At 67.0% G+C, this 21,211-nt stretch carries 15 protein-coding genes, 2 tRNA genes and 1 pseudogene; 11 read left to right on the top strand and 7 right to left on the bottom strand.

Translation table 11 applies throughout. The features are described from left to right. Window positions 1–11: 11 nt before the first annotated feature. Window positions 12–944 carry a Dyp-type peroxidase gene (locus AB0M30_RS27110; protein WP_364588856.1) on the top strand — a complete coding sequence of 311 codons (933 nt, stop codon included), beginning with the start codon at window positions 12–14 and terminating at the stop codon, window positions 942–944. Between the two features lie 122 nt (window positions 945–1,066). Here the strand turns inward: AB0M30_RS27110 and AB0M30_RS27105 are convergent. Continuing rightward, window positions 1,067–1,138, bottom strand: a tRNA-Arg gene (locus tag AB0M30_RS27105). 97 nt (window positions 1,139–1,235) lie between these two features. Here AB0M30_RS27105 and AB0M30_RS27100 point away from each other — a divergent pair. After that, window positions 1,236–2,014, top strand: a pseudogene (locus AB0M30_RS27100) (IS5 family transposase); the annotation flags it as partial. 294 nt (window positions 2,015–2,308) lie between these two features. Here the strand turns inward: AB0M30_RS27100 and AB0M30_RS27095 are convergent. Both AB0M30_RS27095 and AB0M30_RS27090 read right to left on the bottom strand, forming a co-directional pair. Continuing rightward, on the bottom strand, window positions 2,309–5,344 hold the full coding sequence (locus tag AB0M30_RS27095; RefSeq protein ID WP_364588853.1) for an NACHT domain-containing protein: 3,036 nt from the start codon (window positions 5,342–5,344) through the stop codon (window positions 2,309–2,311). Window positions 5,345–6,169: 825 nt separating this feature from the next. Then, the gene (locus AB0M30_RS27090) at window positions 6,170–6,577 is read right to left on the bottom strand and encodes a hypothetical protein (RefSeq protein ID WP_364588850.1); all 408 of its coding nucleotides are present in this window, start codon (window positions 6,575–6,577) and stop codon (window positions 6,170–6,172) included. A 1,081-nt stretch (window positions 6,578–7,658) separates the two neighbouring features. Between AB0M30_RS27090 and AB0M30_RS27085 the strand changes: the two genes are divergently transcribed. Continuing rightward, window positions 7,659–8,882 carry a hypothetical protein gene (locus AB0M30_RS27085; protein WP_364588847.1) on the top strand — a complete coding sequence of 408 codons (1,224 nt, stop codon included), beginning with the start codon at window positions 7,659–7,661 and terminating at the stop codon, window positions 8,880–8,882. A 150-nt stretch (window positions 8,883–9,032) separates the two neighbouring features. Here AB0M30_RS27085 and AB0M30_RS27080 read toward each other — a convergent pair. Further along, window positions 9,033–9,105 (bottom strand) — tRNA-Arg (locus tag AB0M30_RS27080). A gap of 151 nt (window positions 9,106–9,256) precedes the next feature. Here AB0M30_RS27080 and AB0M30_RS27075 point away from each other — a divergent pair. Further along, the gene (locus AB0M30_RS27075) at window positions 9,257–10,357 is read left to right on the top strand and encodes an epoxide hydrolase family protein (RefSeq protein ID WP_364588844.1); all 1,101 of its coding nucleotides are present in this window, start codon (window positions 9,257–9,259) and stop codon (window positions 10,355–10,357) included. On the opposite strand, the gene AB0M30_RS27070 is transcribed toward AB0M30_RS27075, so the two are convergent. Further along, entirely contained in the window at window positions 10,354–11,190 is an 837-nt protein-coding gene (locus tag AB0M30_RS27070; protein ID WP_364588841.1) for an SDR family oxidoreductase, read from the bottom strand. The genes AB0M30_RS27075 and AB0M30_RS27070 overlap by 4 nt on opposite strands. 106 nt (window positions 11,191–11,296) lie before the next feature. On the opposite strand from AB0M30_RS27070, the gene AB0M30_RS27065 reads away from it, so the two are divergent. Together AB0M30_RS27065 and AB0M30_RS27060 are read left to right on the top strand one after the other, a co-directional pair. Further along, the gene (locus AB0M30_RS27065; RefSeq protein ID WP_364588838.1) at window positions 11,297–11,716 is read left to right on the top strand and encodes a MarR family transcriptional regulator; all 420 of its coding nucleotides are present in this window, start codon (window positions 11,297–11,299) and stop codon (window positions 11,714–11,716) included. Window positions 11,717–11,870: 154 nt separating this feature from the next. Beyond that, complete coding sequence (locus AB0M30_RS27060) at window positions 11,871–12,791, top strand: cation diffusion facilitator family transporter (RefSeq protein ID WP_364588835.1); 921 nt, start codon at window positions 11,871–11,873, stop codon at window positions 12,789–12,791. Between the two features lie 37 nt (window positions 12,792–12,828). Here the strand turns inward: AB0M30_RS27060 and AB0M30_RS27055 are convergent, their stop codons facing one another. Both AB0M30_RS27055 and AB0M30_RS27050 read right to left on the bottom strand, forming a co-directional pair. Beyond that, the gene (locus AB0M30_RS27055) at window positions 12,829–13,551 is read right to left on the bottom strand and encodes a DUF305 domain-containing protein (protein ID WP_364588833.1); all 723 of its coding nucleotides are present in this window, start codon (window positions 13,549–13,551) and stop codon (window positions 12,829–12,831) included. Then, the gene (locus tag AB0M30_RS27050) at window positions 13,548–14,366 is read right to left on the bottom strand and encodes a DUF3105 domain-containing protein (protein ID WP_364588830.1); all 819 of its coding nucleotides are present in this window, start codon (window positions 14,364–14,366) and stop codon (window positions 13,548–13,550) included. The genes AB0M30_RS27055 and AB0M30_RS27050 overlap by 4 nt, the downstream gene beginning before the upstream one ends. 196 nt (window positions 14,367–14,562) lie before the next feature. On the opposite strand from AB0M30_RS27050, the gene argS reads away from it, so the two are divergent. The 5 genes from argS (at window position 14,563) to thrB (ending at window position 21,003) form a co-directional block, all read left to right on the top strand. Further along, window positions 14,563–16,218 (top strand): arginine--tRNA ligase, encoded by a 1,656-nt coding sequence (gene argS, locus AB0M30_RS27045; protein WP_364588827.1) that lies wholly within the window; start codon window positions 14,563–14,565, stop codon window positions 16,216–16,218. Window positions 16,219–16,221: 3 nt separating this feature from the next. Then, complete coding sequence (gene lysA, locus AB0M30_RS27040; RefSeq protein WP_364588824.1) at window positions 16,222–17,652, top strand: diaminopimelate decarboxylase; 1,431 nt, start codon at window positions 16,222–16,224, stop codon at window positions 17,650–17,652. A 6-nt stretch (window positions 17,653–17,658) separates the two neighbouring features. Continuing rightward, on the top strand, window positions 17,659–18,984 hold the full coding sequence (locus tag AB0M30_RS27035; RefSeq protein ID WP_103344246.1) for a homoserine dehydrogenase: 1,326 nt from the start codon (window positions 17,659–17,661) through the stop codon (window positions 18,982–18,984). Between the two features lie 76 nt (window positions 18,985–19,060). After that, a complete protein-coding gene (gene thrC / locus AB0M30_RS27030; protein WP_364588821.1) occupies window positions 19,061–20,122 on the top strand; it encodes a threonine synthase in 1,062 nt (353 codons plus the stop codon). Continuing rightward, window positions 20,119–21,003 (top strand): homoserine kinase, encoded by an 885-nt coding sequence (thrB, locus tag AB0M30_RS27025; protein ID WP_364588819.1) that lies wholly within the window; start codon window positions 20,119–20,121, stop codon window positions 21,001–21,003. Before thrC ends, thrB begins: the two co-directional genes overlap by 4 nt. The last annotated feature ends 208 nt before the right edge of the window (window positions 21,004–21,211 follow it).

Here is a 21,211-nt window from a genome sequence, read left to right as displayed (position 1 = left end):
AGCCTGGCGTGGTGACGCCCGCGCGCTCGAAGACGGCGCTCGCGGCGTTCGACGTGACCACGCGGGACCGGAACGGCCTGGCCGAAACCCTGCGTGCGTGCGCCTCACCGGTCCCGGACACCACGACGACGGTGGCCGTGGGCGCGTCCCTGTTCGACGGCCGGTTCGGTCTCGAGCGCCCGCGCCACCTGACGTCGATGCCGCCGTTCCGCAACGACGTGCTGGATCCGCAGTGGTGCCACGGAGATCTGCTCGTCCAAGTGAGCGCGGACAGCGAGGAGGCCCTCGACGCGGCGCTGGCCCGCCGGATTCCGGGTGTGACACCGCGCTGGCAGTTGACCGGCTTCCACCCGGACGCCGAATCCCGCAACCTGTTCGGCTTCCGCGAAGGAGCGGGAAACCCCGACATCGCGGACGCGCGCGCCATGGAAAAGTACGTGTGGGTCCAGCCGGGCGACGACGAACCCGCATGGTGCACGGGCGGGACGTACCAGGTAGTCCGCCTCATCCGGCTCGCGATGCCGATTTGGGACGCGGAGCCGATACCGGTACAGGAACGCGTGTTCGGCCGCCGAAAGACCTCCGGCGCCCCTTTGGGCCAGGCGGAAGAAGGCGCAAAGCCCGACTTCGCAGCCGACCCCCAGGGCAGCGTCATCGCCCTCGACGCGCACATCCGCCGAGCCAACCCGCGGACGCCGGAGAGTGAAGCGCACCGGATCTTGCGCCGCGGCCACTCGTACCGCCGTTCGGAGGAGGACGCCGGCCAGATCTTCGTCTGCTACCAGCGCAACCTGGAGTCGGGTTTCGCGACCATCCAACGCCGGCTCGCCGGGGAGGCATTGGAGAAGTACACCCTGCCCTTCGGCGGAGGTTACTTCTTCGTGCTCCCGGCGAGTACGGGCGCGGGCGGCGACTACCTTGGGCGCACCATGCTGGCCACCTGAGTCGGCTGGTCTGGCGCCATGCGCGGATGCCCGGATTCGGCCGTGGTCCGCCGGGGTTGGACATGAATCGGCCCCTACCGCGTTCTCGCTGGTAGGGGCCGGTTTTGCGCGATCAAAAAGGGTGCCCTCGGCAGGATTCGAACCTGCGACACCTGCCTCCGGAGGGCTAGACGGCGTCGCGCCACGACAGGGGCGCTGACCTGCGCAAAGTCGGGTAAGCGCTAAGAGGTCAGTTCAGAATGAGTCGGCGTGTCGTCTTGTGTGTGCTGCCAGGGTTTCCAGAATGTTGGTATGCGTGAGGAGGTTCTGACCGATCAGCTGTGGGAGCGGCTGGAGCCGCTGCTTCCTGTGCATCCGCGGCGTTTCCGCTACCCGGGCCGCAAGCGTGCCGACGACCGTGCCGCACTCGAAGGCATCCTGTACGTGATCCGCGCCGGCATCGGATGGAACCGCCTGCCGACGGCGTTGTTCGGTGCCTCCGGGGCCACCTGCTGGCGGCGGCTGATCGAGTGGCACGAGGCCGGCGTCTGGCAGCAACTGCACGAGCACCTGCTCGCCGAGCTGCGCGCGGCGGGCCTGCTGGACCTGTCCGCGGCGCTGGTGGACTCCACCCACCTGCGTGCCCTCAAAGGGGGGACCACGCCGGACCCAGCCCGGTCGACCGCCGCAAGCTTGGCTCGAAGCACCACCTGATCACCGACGCCTACGGCACCCCGCTCGCCGTCACCCTCACCGGCGGCCACCGCAACGACATCACCCAGCTGATTCCACTGCTCGACGCCATCCCACCCATCCGGGGCGTGGTCGGCCAGCCACGTCGCCGGCCGCGGCGGCTCTACGCCGACCGCGGCTGCGACCACGACAAATACCGCCGACTGGTCCGCGCTCGTGGCATCACCCCGCTCATCGCCCGCCGCGGCGTCGAGCACGGCTCCGGCCTCGGCACGATCCGCTGGCCGGTGGAGCGCACCTTCGCCTGGCTGAAGAACTTCCGCCGCCTGCGCATCCGCACCGAACGACGAGCCGACGTCCACCAAGCCATCCTCAGCCTGGCCTGCTCGATCATCTGCCTCCGCAGACTCATTCTGAACTGGCCCCTAAGTGGCCCGTGTCATTTTGGGAACGTATTGGGAGTGTCTCCCTGGGCAGTCGAGCAGTCGACGCGGGCGAGATCGACGCATGACACCCGGAGACACCACAAGACGTTGCACAGATCGTGGCGGCCGTCCACCGTTGTCCGGCCATCAGGCAGCCAAGGCCCACAAGCTGGCCGGTAGTGGCACAGTGTTGCTGGCCAGGTTGTCCATCAAACTGAGAAGCGCCGGCAGGGACGCGGCGATCGCGAACCTACACCGCTACGCACGCTAGCTTCCGCCGTTCCGCCGCCGAGTGGCTTCACGTGTCGGCAGCGTAGCGGGTCGAACAAAGTCAGTTTGACCTGCCGCCCAGCGACCCAGCAAGTCAGATGCCCACTTGTCTAAATCACTTAAGAAGCTCAAGTCTGACTGACGACCCAGCCGACTATGCGCTAATGCCTTCAGGCGCTCATCATGCAGGAAGTTTAACCTTACCTCAGATTGACGTCCTTTTCTGCCCGTTGCTGCAGTCTGTTCTCCATTCTCAAATCGCCTGGCGTAAAACGCCTCAACGTACGGCAACAACAACAGTGCCGCGGCAACAAAAGTGTCATCCTCAAAGGTTCGTGGTTCTGCGGGAGTTCTAATATTAGAAATCAAAGATCTCGCCGTATACAAAACTTTCTGATCGACCCATGGAGGTGGCGGGAGCTTCTGAAGCCATGGAGAAATTTGTCCCAGAAACTTCCTGCGACGAGCGTCGATAAGTTCTTCACCGGGATTCCCGGGGCGCGTCGGGAACCTGGTAACCCACAAGGCTGCCGGAATTCGAACAAAAGTATAGAAATCATTGGGAGAGTCTACAAAAAGAGCCAGAAATCTACGGAGTGGCGTATCGGTCGAAGCGTCTGGGCCGATCGAGCCAAAAATGTCGTAAAATTCTTCATAAATAGCCCCGGCTCTGACATCAGCGTTTAGGATCGCATCCGATTCAAGAGTGTCCCTGTTTGCGGACACCAGATCCCCGCGCCACTTTAGCCATCGCGCGCGATTATTTTCGATCCAGAAATCAGAGCGAGAACCTCCTCTTCTGCTAGTCGGCAATCCAAACAGCATGAACCATGCTCTCTCTCGAACGCTCGAATCCGAGCTTGTTAGCTTAGAGTTCAATTCGATCGTGAGCTGATCTTCAATTACGTCAATCGAATAAGTCGAAGAGCTATTAAATAGGTGATGGATAGGAGCCGGGCGACTAACATGCTCGATAGAGTCAGACATATCGGAGGCTTTGGGATCAAAAGTCATTTCCACTGCACGATGGACAATTTCTCGCACCATTGTCGGCGGCGGAGCATGAAATTCTAGACACCGACAAAGGAAGCTCAGTATGTTGAATTGCCCTTCGGCTGCGCGCTTAACCTTTTCGTTGATGATGGTATCAAAGATGCGATTCGCGCCATGGCTTCGATTCTTGTTCTCGATCTGAACAGCGAGCTGTGAAACAACATCCCACTCGCCTTTTGCGATATGAGGCAGTATTTGTCGCGCAAGTCGCTCCGGCGACGCTGAACGGCGTGACAATTCGAAGGCTGCAAAATACTCAAGGAATGTTCTGTGCGTAAACTTATAGAGTGGCTCCCCGTCGGCTGTGGAGCCTGCATCCGAAAATACCCAGGCTCGTCCCCTGCAAAATTTAATGAATTGCATCGCGGCACGTCTTGCGCGCTCATCTTGCTCATACGAGGACTCACGCAAATATCTGGCGGTTTCGTCAATAAGTGCCCCTTCAGGGACGCCTTCTTGTGAGCTTTCCTTTGTGAATATCCACCAGGCGAGATGCTTCAAAGCCGCGTCTACCAGATGTGCCACTTCGACATCTACGTAGATATTTCGATGGCTGTCCCACTTATCAAACAGCATCGTTGCGCACTTCTCATACAACTCCGGTCGATTCCGAGGAATATACTTTTCTCCTCGATACATGATGCACATCAAGGAAAGTAGCAACGGGTTGCCGCGCAAGTCAGCCACCACTTTACTTTCTTGCATGAAAGATTTGGCGAGATCTGCAGCTGAGGTTTGCTCGTCCGGCGCGGCTCGTCGGAACCAATTCTCGACGTATTCGCGTACTTGCTCATCCGCGAACCGCGTGATTCGCATTACGCGAAAGGTGTGTTCGTCGACCGGTGCTTGCTCATAACCGACTTCCCGAGAAGTCACCAAGACCTTAGTCAGAGGATAGCGAGAGCAGAACATCTCTACTATGTCTGTAACTTCTCGACGCTTAGATGTATCAATAAGTTCATCAAGGCCGTCGAAAATAACCATCGCCCTGCCAGCGAGGAGCAACATCTCTATAACGCCATCCGCAGGCCTGACTTGATAGATATAATTTACCTTATCTTCGATAAATTGCAAAACTGACTTATCGTTAGCGTCGCGCACAGGAAAGTCGCGTAGAACGATTAAGAAAGGAATCATCTCGCTTGCTGTCTGAGCAAGTCGACATGTGAGAACTGTTGCCGCAGTGGACTTTCCACCGCCTGGATCTCCCAGAATTACAGTGCGATCGATCTCGTCTTGCACCTCAGTTAACGTACTTTCCAGGACTTGACCTTTATCGGCGAGAACGAGGCGCGCGTCCACATAAAGGTCTTCAATCGGAAACCTTCGCTTCTTCTCGAAGTCTGGCAGTACAATGTGGCCGTGCTTGGCAACGACTTGCACACGGTAACTGGCCGCAAACTTCTCGATCTCGTCCCCATGGAGGAGTCCTTGATTTGCCAGAGCTTCCGCATGTCGTTCAATCGCCTCAAGCGTGTTCCTGATAAGTGAATAGCTCGAATTTGTTCGAATTCTGTCAATCACATCCTGCTTGCCTGCGTAAACGTGACTAGTTACCTCCTTGCAACGTTCATCCAGATATTGAAAAAGTGCGTTTGCGATCCGATCAACATCACGCTGCTCCTGCGATTGCAGCCTAATTCGAAGCAGTCGAGTGAAGCTCTCGCGGATAGTATTAATTTGATACTGTGGATCTTTTAGAAGATTTAACGCCAGCAACTCGTGTACCAACGACGCGACTTCGACAGACTTGAGAGCCGTTGCAACTAGGCTCGGCTCGACAGTCAACGACAGCGCCCTTGTCACATCAGTAGGGTCCAGAGACTCTGTTATCTCAGCACTTGCCATCAACGATGCTAGGTCTAGATCAATCTGGGCGTGCTTACCCTTGATCTTCACGGCGCCACCAGCGAGCCGTGCGCCGAGATCCGTAGTCGCCTTGGTGATCAAACCTGCGACGACACTCTCAAGAACGGTCACTGCGGCACTCCTAGTTCATCGGGTGAGCCCGCTATTTTTCACATAAAAGGTGCTGATGTCAACGATTTGATCGATGTTCCACTCGACTGGCTGTCTGAAACGGTATACACGAACAAGCTTGTTTATTTCGTATTCGGCGTGACCTGCGATATTGTCAACCCCCACTCCCGAGCGGACGCCGCGGAGGGGTCTAGGCTCTGCCTCGTCTCCGTGTATTGTCGGCGGCCAGTCGCTTCCTACTTGTCGATGATGGTTCCCTCGCCCATCTCGCCAGGATGCACACTGAGCTGCGACGATGCTACTAGCATCAAACGCGTGAGCGAACACTTGCGCCCAGGCACGGTACCCGACATGAGCGGGCCCGATGACCTGCCAGTCCGCTCGAGCGAGATCGCGTGTGGTGCCTGGACCGCAAGTACCGGTGGGCGCTGGCCAATGGCGGCAGCAGCTATCACCACGCTCCTCGGCGGTGCACGCAGGCGTGCGCCCGCTGTTGGCTCCGGCGGCAACCGCTGGCCAGGTGCCTGGTCGTCGACCATCGTGTGCCCATGTCCGACCAAGCCGACCAGCAGGACGGCCGCGTGCGCTCACCTGCTGAGCGGTCAGCTTAACTCGCCCCATCCTGTGAAGCTTGTAGCTGCGCGCCGCACGCTGCGTATACGCCCGACCGCGGCCTGACGGCTCGGCCGTGATCGAGGTGATCACCGGCGAACAGTTGGAACCCGCCGCGTAGGCGGTATGAGATCCGCGCATAGGCAACGAGGGAACACTCCGGTCACCGCACCCGCCTAAGTGGGCTCCATGAACGTACTTAGGCCACAATTACTAAGAATTTAGATACTTGTCAACTATCTTGTCAATTCGATCAATTGCATCTGTCAGCGGTATTTGCCCCGCCCTGTAGGCTAATACTGTTTTCCGAACTTCGCGCGCCAACTTGGGACGCTTCTCGTCTTCAAGCTTGTTTGCGAATTTTAAGGCTCGCACCATTTGCCACTGCGATCGAATTCGCTTAGAGGCCAAGCTGGCGCAGCCGTACAGGCCGAGCGCGGCTGCCGCCCCCGGGGCAGCCGTTACGAGCGGGTCGGCAAACGGAAATAAATTCCAGGAAGCATCGGAAAAAAAGGCGGCGCCAGCTCCGAGTCCCGCTGCGGCGACGTTACTCGGAGAGTTTAGTGCTCGCTTCCAGAACCCCGGCACGGGCTCTTTGTCGAACGGCTGCAGTTCATTCACGACGACTCCGCTTTCGCGGTTGAATCCGCATTGGTCGACTACTTCCACTGCTTTGCCTTCTGGTGCTGTGGACGTAGTCGTTCATTCGCCGCAATAGAAAAGATTGCGTACGCCTTGAAGTGACAGCCAGGTAGGTCAGAAGTGCCACTAGAGCCACTGCGCCAAAGGCAATCAGGGTCTTTGTGTTATAACCTATGCCACTAATTAGCGACGTAAGTACGACGCCGCCCACTACAACTCTCGAGAAAGAATCGGAAACAGGAGGGGTTCTACGGGTCTGCATCTATCCCTCCAGACTTCATTGATCAACACCTCGCTGGGTTCCAATCTTACTAGCCCCGATCCTCGCCGCTGCCGGAGCCTGCCACATCGTGCGTGGGCTACCTCAAACGCAGCACCAACCCCACGGAAGGGACGCCATGGCCAGTGCAACTAAGAACGGCTGGCCACTGTGGCCGCCGGGCAACACGGATCGCCCACGGTTGCGCCTTGCTGAGGACTCGGACGCTGGGCCGGATTTTTGTCAGCGCGCTGAACGACTGGATCATGCCGAGGTCATCGCCATGGCCCTACTCGGAATCTTCTCCGGCGAGCCGCTGGAACCCGCCGCGTAAGCGCGGCATGCACTACCCGCACGACGGAGGGAACGCCATGGCCAGCACGAATTCGCAACGACCGTGGTCGGTCGGGCCTGGTGGCCGACCACGGCTGCGGACCGGGGCCGCGCCGGAAACCATCCGGGTCCTGACCGCCGCGGTGGACGGCCGCATCATCCCCGACACCTACGTCTCCGATGGCGCCCCCGTGGTCGTCGAACAGGTGTCCGGTGCGGCTGATCCAACCGCCGGGGACGACGACGTGGCGCTGCCGGTGGCCGCGTCGGTGTTGAGACCCGCGCTGCTGGCCAACCTGCTGGCCACCCACACCGACGTGATCCAGAGCAAGGTGAACGAGAAAGGAGACACCTACGACGTGGAAGTCTCCCCGCCGGCCAGCGTGTTGAGTGCGGTGCTGACCGGCCGTTCCTGGCCCGGCCTGCCGGTGCTGCGCCGGATCATCTCCACCCCGGTGCTGCGCCCGGATGGGACGCTGCTGCGAAAGACCTGGCTACGACCCGGCGACCGGTTTCTACCTGACCGCCAACGGCCACCTCGACCCGATCCCGGACCGGCCGAGCGCGGCGCAGGTCGACGCCGCCCGGGAATTCCTGCTGGAACGGTTCCTGCACGATTTCCCGTGGCGGTCGCCGGCCGACCGGGCGAACTACCTGGCGTTGCTGGTGACGCCGCTGATCCGGCCGTTCACCAACCCGCTGTCCCCGTTCGGGATGATCGAGGCGTCCATGCCCGGCTCCGGCAACACGATGCCCGTTCGGGCGGCCGTCGACCCGGACGTTCTGCGCGCGCTCCAGCGCGCGGTCACCAGGCGGCTGGACGGGAAGAAGTTCGCTCCGAGCGTCGCGCGGAAGACCCGAGGAGTCCTGTTCAACGCGCTCGACTACGCGGTCGAAAAGAAGTTGATCGACGCGAATCCGCTGACGTCGGTCAAGTGGACGGCGATGCCGAAGGGCAAGAGGAAGGTCGACAGGCGGGCGGTGCCGAACCCGACGCAGGCGCGGGCGCTGCTGGCTGGCATCGGCGCACTGCCGCGCAGCGGACCGCGGCTTGAGGCGTTCTTCGCCGCGATGTACTACGCCGGCCTGCGACCGGAAGAGGCGGTGTCACTGAACAAGCGGAACGTCGTTTCCTTGCCCGATCCGGTGTGGAGCGACGATGACGGCGGGTACGTCTACGGCTGGGGCACGTTCCGCCTCGACAAGGCCGAGCCGCACGCGGGCGGGCGGTGGACCGACAGCGGGAAGCCCCGCGACGACCGGCCGCTGAAGTCTCGGGATGACGACGCTGAGCGCACCGTGTCGTTTCCGCCGGACCTGACCCGGCTGCTGCACCGGCACATCCTGCGGTACGGCTACGGGCCCGACGGCCGCCTGTTCCGAGCGGAGCAGGGCGGGGAGATCCCGATGATCACCTACACCCGCGCGTGGCGCGCGGTGCGCAAGGTGGTGCTGACGGAGGAGCAGCAGCAAACTCCGCTGGCCGCCCGGCCGTACGACCTGCGGCACGCCGCGGTGAGCACCCAGCTGGTGGCGGGCGTTGACCCGGCGAGCGTGGCCGAGTGGGCTGGCCACTCTGTCGGCGTGCTGTTCGAGGTCTACGCCGCGTTCCTCGACGGGGGAGAGGAGGCCAACCGGGCCCGGATCGAGAAGATCCTCGGTCACAAGCCGCGGAACGACCCGGAAGGCTGATTGACGGCGTCCGGCTCGTTCCCGTGGGAACGCATTGGGAAGAGACACCCGTGTTTGGCCGTGAATGGCCGTATCCAGCCGGAGGATGGGAAGAACCGCTTCGAGCGCATAAGCGCTGGTGAGGAGCGGTTTTTCCCGCTCCCGTAGGGGTGCCCTCGGCAGGATTCGAACCTGCGACACCTGCCTCCGGAGGGCAGTGCTCTATCCCCTGAGCTACGAGGGCCCATCGCTGGGCGACTCCGAAAGCTTAGCGCATGCCCCGCGACCCGCCTCCCGCAGGTGGCCGGACCGGCAATCCCGCTGGTCAGCCCCGGTGAGGTTGATCGATTCGGCGGGTCGTCGCTAGCGTGGGTGGCCCACCTGAAGGAGCCGAGATGGCCGAGTCGTTCCGGGTTGCTCTTGATGAGGCCGATGTCGCCGATCTGCGGGAGCGGCTGCGGCGGACTCGGTGGCCCGAGGCCGAGACCGTCGATGACTGGTCGCAGGGGGTTCCGCTCGCCTATGTGCGTGAGCTGTGCCGGGATTGGGGCGAGGAATACGACTTCGGGTTCGCCCGGCGGGTCAATGCCTTTCCGCAGTTCCGGGCCACTGTCGACGGGGTCGGCCTGCACTTCCTGCACGTCCGGTCGCCCGTGGCCGAGGCGCTGCCGCTCGTTCTTACCCATGGCTGGCCCGGGTCCGTGCTGGAGTTCCTCGATGTCCTCGGGCCGCTCATCGATCCCGAAAAGCACGGGGGCGATCCCGCCGATGCTTTCCACGTCGTCGCGCCGTCGCTGCCCGGGTTCGGGTGGAGTGACAAGCCCGCGCTGAAGACCGGGCGCGTGGCCGAGCTGTGGGACCGGCTCATGACGTCGCTCGGCTACGAGCGCTACGGCGCCCAGGGTGGCGATTGGGGCGCCGCCGTCACGAACGCCCTGGCACGGTCCGGTCACGTGGCCGGCGTGCACGTCAACTTCGCGCCCGTGCGGATGGACACCGCCGATCCGACGCCCGAAGAGCGGCAGGCCCTCGCCGATCTCGAGGAGTTCCGGCGGAGCGGCAGCGGCTACTCCGCCCAGCAGGGCACCCGCCCGCAGACGCTCGGCTACGGCCTCACCGACTCGCCCGCCGGCCAGGCCGCCTGGATCGCCGAGAAGTTCTGGGCCTGGACCGACCACAAGGGCCGCCCGGAGGACGCCGTCGACCGGCAGCGCATCCTGGACGCGATCTCCGTCTACTGGTTCACCGCGACGGCGGCCTCGTCCGCGCGGATGTACTGGGCGAACAACGACCGCGATTTGTCCACTGTGGATGTTCCGGCCGGGATTTCGGTGTTCCCGAAGGAGATCGTGCGGCCGTCGCGGCGGCAAGCCGAGCAGCGCTACACCGACCTGCGCTGGTTCGAGCAGCTGCCCGTCGGCGGGCACTTCGCCGCGCTGGAGCAGCCCCGGCTGTTCGTCGAGCAGGTGCGCGGGTTCTTCCGGCTGGTGCGCTAGGCGAGCCAGCCACCGGTCAACCGCTGCACCGCCGCGCCGTCCAGGTCGGCGAACTTGAGCGCCGCGAACTCCCCGGCCCACTTCGACGTCTGGATGCGGAAGGCGGGCGCCTCCGCCGTCATCGCGTCCAGGATCACTTCGGCGACCTCGTCGGCGGTCTGCGCGCCCTGGAACGACTTCGTGACGTTGGCGATGTACTTCCGCAGGGACTCGGCGTACGGCCCGGCCTCGGCGAAGAGCCGTTCGTCGACGCCGACGTTGTTGACGAACTCCGTCGCGACCGCCCCCGGCTCGACCACGCAGACCGTGACACCCTGCGCCGCGGCGACCGGCGCCAGCGCCTCCATCATGCCTTCGACGGCGAACTTCGCCGCGCAGTAGGCCTCGTTGAACGGCTGGCCGACCACGCCGCCGACGCTGGTCACCGTGATCAGGCGGCCGCCGGCGGCGCGCAGGGCCGGCATCGCGGCCTTCGTCGTCTCGGCGACGCCGAAGAAGTTGACCTCCATCGTCGCGCGGACCGCCGAGACGGGCTCCTGCTCGATCGTGCCGAGGTGGCCGGCGCCGGCGTTGTTGACCAGGACGTCGAGCCGGCCGTAGTCGGCGAGGACGCCTTCGAACGCCGCACCGACGGACTCGGCGTCGGTGACGTCGAGCGGGCGGACGTCCAGTTCGACGCCGGCGTCGGCGGCGGCCTCGCGCAGGCGGCCGGCGCGGCCGGTGTCGCGCAGCGTCGCGACCGTGCGGAAGCCCCGCCGGGCCGTCAGTACCGCCGTGGCCAGGCCGATCCCGGAGGACGTGCCGGTGATCAGGGCGACGCGGTCGTTGCTCATCTGACGAACCTCGATCTGTTCAGGAGAATGATGGTTAATGCAGTGAACTAAAATGACTATAGGCATGGATGGTTCATGCACTCAACTATCGGCATACACTCGGCTGATGAGCGCTGACCCGATCACCGAAGACGTCGTCGCCCTGCTCGGGCGGATCGTCGACCGGTTCGTCGAGTCGTACGAGTCCGCGGCGGCGGCCCAAGGGCTGACGACGGTGCAGGCGAAGGTGCTCGTCGCCCTCGACGAACCGCTGCCCATGCACCGGATCGCCGACAAGCTGAAGTCCGAGCGCTCCAACGTGACCGGGATCATCGACCGGCTCGAGGCCCGCGGCCTGGTGGAGCGCCGTCCGGGTGAACGGGACCGGCGGATCAAGAACATCGTGGCCACCCCGGCGGGAGCCGGGCTGGCGCGCGACTTCCGGCGGTCGCTGGGGTTCGCGGCCGAACCGCTGGCCGCGCTCGTGCCGGAGGACCGCGTCCGGCTGCGGGACCTGCTCGGGCGCATCGTCGACGCCGAAGCGTGACGAGTCCGCCTGGCGGGAAACCCCGCCTGGTGGATTGGATGGCTCGCACCGCGCGCGGTAGCTTGCCGGTGAGTGATCTTAGGCTGTCCTCTGTTGCACATATGCGCATCCGACTATATGTTTGACCCGACGGTGAACCGGGAACGGAGGCGGCATGGGTCAGGGACACGGCCACGGGCACTCGATCGCGCCGGCGAGCGCGTCGGGGCGCTACGTGCGACGGCTGGCCATCGCCCTGGGGATCGGCGCCGGGTTCATGGTGCTCGAGTTCGTCGTCAGCGTGACGACCGGCTCGCTGGCCCTGCTCTCGGACGCGGCCCACATGTTCACCGACGTCCTCGGGGTCGGCATGGCGCTGGCCGCGATCATCCTCGCCCGGCGCAGCGGGCCCACGGTCAGCCGCACCTTCGGGCTCTACCGCGCGGAGGTGCTGGCCGCGCTGGCCAACGCGCTGCTGCTGTTCGGCGTCGCGGGGTACGTCCTCATCGAGGCCATCGGCCGCATCGGCGAACCGCCGGCGGTCCCGGGTCTCCCGGTGCTGCTGGTCGCGGCGGCCGGCCTGGTGGCCAACCTGGTGTCGTTCGCCGTGCTGCGGTCGGGGGCGAAGGAGAGCCTCAACGTCCGCGGCGCGTACCTCGAGGTGCTGGCCGACCTGATCGGCTCGGTCGGCGTCCTGATCAGCGGCGCGGTGACGCTGCTGACGGGCTGGCGCTACGCCGACCCGATCATCGGTGTCGCGATCGGGCTGTTCGTGCTGCCCCGCACGTGGACGCTGGCCCGCCGGGCGCTGCGCATCCTGTTCCAGCACGCGCCCCAGGGCGTCGACGTCGGAGCGATCAACGCGGAGCTGGCGGCCCTGCCGGGCGTGGCCGACGTGCACGACCTGCACGTCTGGACCCTGACCTCCGGCATGGAGGTGGCTTCGGCGCACCTGACGCTGGCGCCGCCGGCGAAGCAGTCGGACGTGCTGACCGAGGCGCAGAACCTGCTGTCTTCGCGGTACGCGATCGAGCACGCGACGCTGCAAGTGGAAGCGCCGCAGTGCGCCCGCCGCTGCCAGGAGCTCTCCTGGTGACGCCGAAGCGCCCGGCCGTCGGAACCGCCGAAGCCGGCTAAGCCGGCAGCGGCTGGGCGCCCCGGCCGGAGAGCATCAGCTTGATCTGGTCCATTTCCGCGCCTTGCGACGTCAGAATGCTGTTCACCAGCGCCTTCAACGCCGGCAGCGTCGAATGCGCGGCCGCGTACTGGGCCATCGATGTCCCGCCCTGGTGGTGGCGCAACATCAGCTGCAGGAAGAACACGTCGAAGTCGCGGCCCGACAGGGAGCGCAGCTTCTTCAGGTCCTCGTCCGTCGCCATGCCGGGCATCAGCGGGCCGGCCCCCGGGTTGACCGACGACGGGGCCATCGACATTCCCGGCATGTCACCGTGGCCCTGCATCGGCTCGGTCATCCACTGCATCGGGGCGCCGATCGGCTGCTCGGGCCGGTCCCACAGCATGAGCCAGCCCTTCATGCGGCCGACCTGCTCGAGCTGCGTGCGCTCGATGTCGAACGACAGCTGCTTGATCTCCGGGTCGGTCGTGCGGTCGCGGGCGATGCCCGCCATCGTCACCGCCTGGAGGTGGTGCGTCGACATGTCCTGGGCGAAGCCGACCTCGACCGAGCCGGCGGCCGGCGTGGCCGCCGGCGGGTCGTCGACGGCGCGGGTGAGGAACATCCCCGCCGTCGCGCCGATCAGCAGGACCGCGAGGAGCGTCCCGCCGATGATCACCCAGCGCGACCAGGTCGGCTGCTCGGTGACCTCGTCGGTGTCGAGGCCGGCTTCGGAGGTCACTTCGTCGTCGGAGCGGAAGCCGGAGCGGACGCGGGGGCCGACGCGGGCGCGGACGGCGGCATGCCCTGCTCACCCTGCGCGGCGGTGCTGCCCTTGTAGTCCATCGGCTTCGCGTCGGGGCCCGGCTTCGAGGCGTCGAACGGCGGCGGGTTGTCCGGGTCGAACTGGCCCGGCACCGCGTCGCAGGACGCGCCGACCTCGGGGTAGACGCCGTTCGGGTTGCTCCGCAGCGCCGCGATGAACTCGTCGATCCGCGGGTCGTTGACGTCGTCCAGCTTGAGCTGGTGGCCCCACGACTGCAGCGAGATCGGCTTGTCCAGGCCCGGGTACGGCGACAGCATCGTGTACGGCTTGCCCTTGGCGCGGACGCTCAGCGTGTTGACCGCGTCACCCGTGACCTGCTGCGGGTTGTAGGCGATCCAGACGGCGCCGTGTTCGAGCGCGTGCACCATGTTCTCGGTGCGGACGGCGGTCGGGTACACGGTGCCGGTGCAGGTGGCCCACGTCTGGTCGTGCGGGCCGCCGAACGGCGGGGTCTTGTCGTAGGCGACGCGCTCGGTCGGCAGTACGTGCACGCTGCCGGTGTAGGTCGCGGTCACCACGCCGGGAATGCGCTTCGAGGGGTCCGGGTCCGACGCGCTCGGCGCGAACGACGCGGCGGCGGCCTCACGGTCGGCCTGCGCACGCTTGGGGGCGGACTGCACCATGTAGTAGATGATCACCGAGGCGGCCAGCGCCACGATGGCGACGACGGCGATGATCGTGCCCCACGGGGTGCCCTTCTTGCTCACCACGGAACCACGGGCCGCCTTCACCGCCGACCCCTTTTTCCGAGTTGTCCCGTTCGCCATGGCTCCCGCGTTCTCCCTCTGGTGGCTGCGGACGGATTCCCGCCCGGGCCAGTGTAGAGACCACGCGTCTGACTACCGTTAACACCTCACATACACCCCAGCCGTGACGTGGCCGAGACCGCTGCAAGCGCCGGACCTGGGCACACCTAGAATTCGGCAAGTGACTCCCGCCGCTCTCGCCGACCTGGTCCGCAGCTCCGCCGTGCAGGTGCTCGCCGCACGCGGCATCGACGACGCCGTGCTGCCGGAGCAGGTGACCATCGAACGCCCGCGCAACCCCGACCACGGCGATTACGCGACGAACCTCGCCCTCCAGGTGGCCAAGAAGGCCGGCCTCAAGCCGCGCGACTTCGCCGAAGCCCTCGCCGAGGCGGTCTCGGCGGACGACGGCGTCGCCTCGGCCGAGGTCGCCGGCCCCGGCTTCCTCAACTTCCGGCTCGCCGCGGCCGCGCAGGGCGACATCGTGCGCCAGGTGCTCGACGCCGGCGCGGCCTACGGGCGCGGCGACGCGCTGACCGGCACGCGGATCAACCTCGAGTTCGTCTCGGCGAACCCGACCGGCCCGATCCACCTCGGCGGCACCCGCTGGGCCGCGGTCGGCGACGCGCTGGGCCGGGTGCTGGCCGCGCAGGGCGCCGAGGTCACCCGCGAGTACTACTTCAACGACGCCGGCGCCCAGATCGACCGGTTCGTCCGGTCCCTGGTCGCCGCCGCGAAGGGCGAGCCCGCGCCGGAGGACGGCTACGCGGGCGGCTACATCAACGACATCGCCGCCGAGGTCATCAAGGCCGAGCCGAGCGCGCTGTCGCTGCCGGAGGCCGAGCGGCACGAGACGTTCCGCCGGATCGGCATCAACCTGATGTTCTCCGAGATCAAGCAGAGCCTGCACGACTTCGGCACCGACTTCGACGTCTACTTCCACGAGAACTCGCTGCACGAGTCCGGCGCGGTCGACGCCGCCGTCCAGCAGCTGAAGGACTCGGGGAACCTGTACTTCGACGAGGGCGCCTGGTGGCTGAAGTCGTCGGAATACGGCGACGACAAGGACCGCGTCGTCATCAAGCAGGACGGCAACCCGGCCTACATCGCCGGCGACCTGGCCTACTTCAAGGACAAGCGCAACCGCGGCTTCGACCTGTGCATCTACATGCTCGGCGCGGACCACCACGGCTACACCGCGCGGCTCAAGGCGGCCGCCGCGGCCTTCGGCGACGACCCGGGCACGGTCGAGGTGCTGATCGGCCAGATGGTCAACCTGGTCAGCGACGGCAAGCCGGTCCGGATGTCCAAGCGCGCGGGCACCGTGATCACCATGGAGGACCTCGTCGAGGCCGTCGGTGTCGACCCGGCCCGCTACGAGCTGATCCGCTACTCCGTCGACTCCACTTTGGACGTCGACCTGGACCTGCTGCGCAAGCACTCCAACGACAACCCCGTCTACTACGTCCAGTACGCCCACTCGCGGATCCGCTCGATCGAGCGGGCGGCCGGCGACCTCGGCCTCAAGTCCGATGTGGACGTCGACTTCGGGCTCCTGACCTCCTCCGCCGAGGGCGACCTGATCCGCACCATCGGCGAGTTCCCGGAAACCGTGCGCCGCGCCGCCGATATGCGCGAGCCGCACCGGATCGCGCGTTACCTCGAAGAACTCGCGGGCGCCTTCCACAAGTCCTACAACTCGAGCCGCGTGCTGCCCATGGGCGACGAAGAGGCGACTCCGCTGACGTACTCGCGGCTCGCGATGTACCAGGCGGCCCGCCAAGTGCTGGCGAACGGCCTCACGCTGCTCGGCGTCACCGCACCGGAACGGATGTAAGAAATGGCGCACCCCGCGGGCCCCAGGCACGCCGACGTCCACACCCACGCCGACACCTCCGGGCTCCAGCCGTCCGGGGTCGAGGAACTCGACAAGCTGCCCGCGAAAGTGTGGCCGCGCAACACCTTCCGCGCCGCCGACGGCGTCGTCCGGATCGCCGGCGTCGACGTCCGCGAGCTCGCCGAGCAGCACGGCACGCCGCTGTTCGTCGTCGACGAAGCCGACTTCAAGTCCCGGTGCGCGGACTACGCCGAGGCCTTCGACGACCCGTCGCTGGTGCACTACGCGTCCAAGGCCTTCCTGTCCATCGAGGTCGCCCGCTGGGTGGCCGAGCAGGGGCTGAGCCTGGACGTCTGCAGCGGCGGCGAGCTCGCCGTGGCGCAGCGGGCGGCCTTCCCGGCCGAGCGGATCACCTTCCACGGCAACAACAAGTCGCCCGCCGAGCTGGAAGCCGCGGTCGTCGCCGGGGTCGGCACGGTCGTGCTCGACTCCTACTTCGAGATCGCGCGGCTGGCCGACATCGCCGCCCGCCACGACGTCGTGCAGTCCGTGCTGATCCGGGTGACCGTCGGCGTCGAGGCGCACACGCACGAGTTCATCGCGACCGCCCACGAGGACCAGAAGTTCGGGTTCTCCCTGGCGAGCGGGGACGCCGCTGAGGCGGTCCGCCGGGTGCTCAACGCGCGGTCGCTGAAGCTCGTCGGCCTGCACAGTCACATCGGCTCGCAGATCTTCGACGCCGACGGCTTCGAGGTCGCCGCCCGCCGCGTCGTCGGGCTGCTCGCCGACCTGGCCAAGGAGCACGGCCCCGAGCTGCTCGACCAGCTGAGCCTGGTCGACCTCGGCGGCGGCTTCGGCATCGCCTACACCGAGAAGGACAACCCGCCGCCGCCCGCCCAGATGATCACGCAGATCCGCGAGATCGTCCGCAAGGAGTGCGCCTACGCGGGCCTGCCGGTGCCGCGGATCGCCGGCGAGCCGGGCCGCGCGATCGCCGGTCCGGGCACGATCACGCTCTACGAGGTCGGCACCATCAAGGACGTCTCGCTCGGCGACGAGTCGGCGCGGCGGTACGTCAGCGTCGACGGCGGGATGAGCGACAACATCCGCACCGCGCTCTACGACGCGGTCTACGACGTCCGGCTGGTTTCCCGCTCCGCGGCCGACAACGATCAGCCGGTACCGGCCGTGTTGTCCCGGGTCGTGGGAAAACACTGTGAGTCCGGCGACATCGTCGTACGAGACTGCTGGCTGCCCGACACGCTGGCTCCCGGCGACCTGCTGGCGGTCGCGGCGACCGGCGCGTACTGCTACTCGATGGCGAGCACGTACAACCGGATGCCGCGTCCGGCCGTGGTCGCCGTGCGCAACGGCAGCTCACGGCTGCTGCTGCGGCGGGAGACGACCGACGACATGCTGCGCCTGGAGGTCTGAAACACCGTGTCTGCTTCCGAACTGCCCGCAGCCGAACGACGTCCGATCCGGGTCGCGCTGCTGGGCTGCGGGACGGTCGGCGGCGAGGTCGCCCGGCTGCTCACCGAGCAGGCGGGGGAGCTGGCCGCGCGGGCCGGCGCGCCGGTCGAGCTGGCCGGCATCGCCGTCCGCCGCCCGGACAAGCACCCCGAGCTGCCGCCGGAGCTGCTGACCGCCGACGCCGAGAAGCTCGTGACCAGCGACGACGTCGACGTCGTCGTCGAGCTGGTCGGCGGCATCGAGCCGGTGCGCGGCTGGCTGCTCGCCGCGCTGAAGGCCGGGAAGTCGGTCGTCACGGCGAACAAGGCGCTGCTGGCTGAGCACTCCGCGGACCTGTTCGAGGCGGCCGACGCCGCGGGCGCCGACCTCTACTTCGAGGCCGCGGTGGCCGGGGCCATCCCGCTGCTGCGGCCGTTGCGCGAATCCCTCGCGGGCGACCGGATCACCCGCGTGATGGGCATCGTCAACGGCACCACGAACTACATCCTCTCGGCGATGGACTCCACCGGCGCCGGCTACGCCGAGACGCTCGACGAGGCCAGCCGGCTCGGGTACGCCGAGGCCGACCCGACCGCCGACGTCGACGGCTACGACGCCGCCTCGAAGGCCGCGATCCTCGCCTCCCTCGCCTTCCACACCCGCGTGACGGCGTCGGACGTGCACCGCGAGGGCATCGCCGACGTCACCGCCTCCGACCTCGCGGCGGCCCGGGGGCTCGGGCGCACGGTGAAGCTGCTGGCCATCTGCGAGCGGGTCATCGACGACGACGGCGTCGAGTCGGTGTCCGCCCGCGTGCACCCGGTGATGATCCCGCGCAGCCACCAGCTCGCGGGGGTCGGCGGCGCGTTCAACGCCGTCTACGTCGAGGCCGACTCGGCCGGTGAGCTGATGTTCTACGGCCAGGGCGCGGGCGGCGCGCCGACCGCGAGCGCGGTGCTCGGCGACCTCGTCGCGGTGGCCCGCAACCGGGTCGTCGGCGGCCGCGGCCCGCGCGAATCCGCGCACGCGGCCCTGCCGGTGCGGCCGATGGGGCAGACGCCGACCCGGTATCACGTCAGCCTGTCCGTCGCCGACCGCGCCGGCGTGCTCGCCCAGGTGGCGCAGGCGTTCGCCGACCACGGCGTCAGCATCGCGGCGGTGCGCCAGAGCGACGTCGGCGACCGCGCGAGCCTGGTCGTGGTGACGCACCAGGCACCCGACGCGGCGTTGCAGTCCACTGTGGACGAGATCAGCCGGCTGGACGTGGTGCACGAAGTTGTCAGCGTCATGCGCGTGGAAGGCGAAGACCAGTGAGCGACGCTTGCGAGCGAACCATGGACATCATGCGCCAAAAGAAATCAAACACTGTCTCGCGAAGCGAGGCGATCGCATGATCAGGCACCCGTGGCCCGGACTCATCGAGGCGTACCGGGACCGCGTCCCGGTCCCGGACGGGGCGCGGGTCGTCACGCTCGGGGAAGGCAACACGCCGCTGCTGCCCGCCCACCACCTGTCCGAGCTGACCGGCTGCGAGGTGTACCTCAAGGTCGAGGGCGCCAACCCGACCGGCTCGTTCAAGGACCGCGGGATGACCGTGGCCATCACGCACGCGCTGGCCAGCGGCCTCAAGGCGGTGATCTGCGCGTCGACCGGCAACACGTCCGCCTCGGCCGCGGCCTACGCCGCCCGCGCCGGGCTCACCTGCGCCGTGCTGGTGCCGCAGGGCAAGATCGCCATGGGCAAGCTCGCCCAGGCCGTCCTGCACGGCGCGCGGATCCTGCAGGTCGACGGCAACTTCGACGACTGCCTCGAACTGGCCCGCAAGACCGCGGCCGACTACCCGGTCACCCTGGTCAACTCGGTCAACCCGGTGCGCATCGCCGGCCAGAAGACCGCGGCTTTCGAAATCTGCGACGTGCTCGGCACGGCACCGGACATCCACTGCCTGCCGGTCGGCAACGCGGGGAACATCACCGCCTACTGGGCGGGGTATTCGGAGTACGCGGCCGACGGTGTGGTGAAGAACACGCCGCGGATGTTCGGCTTCCAGGCGGCCGGTGCGGCGCCGCTGGTGCACGGCGAGCCGGTGCGCGACCCGGACACGATCGCGACGGCGATCCGGATCGGCAGCCCGGCGTCCTGGACCGCCGCCGTGAAGGCCAAGGACGCCTCGGACGGGCTCTTCGAAGCCGTCACCGACGAGAAGATCCTCGAGGCCTACCGCCTGCTGGCCGGCCGCGAAGGCGTCTTCGTCGAGCCGGCGTCGGCCACCAGCGTGGCGGGCCTGCTGGCCACGGCCGCCGACGGCCGGCTCCCGCGCGGGTCCCGGGTCGTCTGCACGGTCACCGGGCACGGCCTGAAGGACCCGCAGACGGCGCTGGCGGGCAACGTCGAGGTCGAACCCCTCGCCGTGGACCCCTCGGCGGTCGCGGCGGCGCTGGACCTGCGGTGAGCGCCTTCACGGTCACCGTTCCCGCCTCCACGGCGAACCTCGGCCCGGGCTTCGACGCCTTCGGGATGGCGCTGAGCCTCTACGACGTCGTCGAAGTGCGGGTCGCCGGCTCCGGGCTCAAGGTCGGGGTGGAGGACGCCGGCGCCGGGGGCGTGGCGGACGTCCCCACCGACGAGACCCACCTGGTCGTGCGGGCGATCCGCGCCACCTGCGAGCACCTCGGCGTCGAGCTGCCCGGCCTGCACCTGCGCTGCTCCAACGCCATCCCGCACGCGCGCGGCCTCGGCTCGTCCGCGGCCGCGGTGGTCTCCGGGGTGGCCGCCGGCTACGCCATCGCCGGCCGGGAACTCGACGCGTCCGAAGCGCTGCAGCTGGCCGCCGGGTTCGAAGGCCACGCCGACAACGCCGCCGCCAGCCTGCTCGGCGGCCTGGTCCTGGCCTGGTGCGACGCCGGCCGCTTCCACGCCGAACGGCTCACGCCGCACCCGTCGATCCGGCCGGTCGTGGCCGTGCCGTCGGTCCGCTCGGCGACCGCGACCACGCGCGGCCTGCTGCCCGCGGTCGTGCCGCACGCCGACGCCGCGCACAACGCCGGCCGCGCCGCGCTCGCCGTCCACGCGCTCACGGCGCGGCCCGAGCTCCTGCTCCCGGCCACCGAAGACCGCCTGCACCAGGGCTACCGCGCCCCCGCGTACCCGGCGAGCACGGAGCTGGTGGCGACGCTCCGTGCACACGGAGTGGCCGCCGCCGTTTCCGGCGCCGGTCCCACGGTGCTCGCCCTGACCACCGCGGGAATACTTCCGCCGGAGGTGGGCGTTAAGGGCTTCGACGTCCTCGAGCTGCCCGTGGATCTTGCGGGCGTGCAGGTTGCGGCTCAGTAAAGGGTGGGTCACGTGCCCGCCGCCACGCCCGCCACGCGGGGGGTGGTTGTTGCACCCGGCACCGCTGCGGTCTACCCTCGGGGGCGTTCGATCACCGTGCGTTTCCGCACCCGATGCCGGTCCCGGGGATTCCCCCGGATCGCATCCTTCGTCGATCCGCCGAATCCGCACCGCCTGGCACGCGGGGTAACGCGGAGGGACGCAGGCG

Source organism: Amycolatopsis sp. NPDC051716, assembly GCF_040681595.1.
Lineage (GTDB): Bacteria > Actinomycetota > Actinomycetes > Mycobacteriales > Pseudonocardiaceae > Amycolatopsis.
Note: the sequence above shows the minus strand (reverse complement) of the source record. Positions and strands in the feature narration are given on the sequence as shown.